1 protein-coding gene is annotated in these 436 nt (G+C 39.2%); it reads left to right on the forward strand.

Annotated elements, in window-relative coordinates:
• Positions 1–436, forward strand: a 436-nt coding sequence (locus DLK05_RS17720; RefSeq protein ID WP_235832032.1) for a lamin tail domain-containing protein, incomplete at both ends; no start/stop codon positions are given.

Raw genomic sequence — 436 nt, forward strand, 5'->3', positions numbered from 1 at the left:
CCCTCACCTAGTGCTGGATTACCGGATTATGAATATCTTGAACTTTACAATACTAAAGATTATCCTATAGTCATTACAAATTGGAGGTTGAAATTTGCAGATAAGGAATGCCTGTTGGGCGTGGATACAATTCCTTCTCAGGGATATATCCTATTGTGCTCAACTGGTGCAAAGGAATCTTTAACTGCTTATGGAAAAGTATTGGGAGTAAGTAATTTTCCCAGTTTAACCAATACCGGAGGAAATTTGGAAATTGAATCTGGAATCGGAGAAGTTATTGATCAGATTAACTATTCTGATATATGGTATAAGTCTGCAGAGAAAAGCGAAGGCGGTTGGTCTTTGGAGCGAATTGATCCGATGAATACATGCAGTACTTTTGGGAACTGGACGAGTTCCCTTTCAACAACAGGTGGAACACCAGGACTTAAGAACT

It is taken from the genome of Ancylomarina longa (assembly GCF_003996985.1).
In the GTDB taxonomy this organism is placed as follows: Bacteria; Bacteroidota; Bacteroidia; order Bacteroidales; family Marinifilaceae; genus Ancylomarina_A; species Ancylomarina_A longa.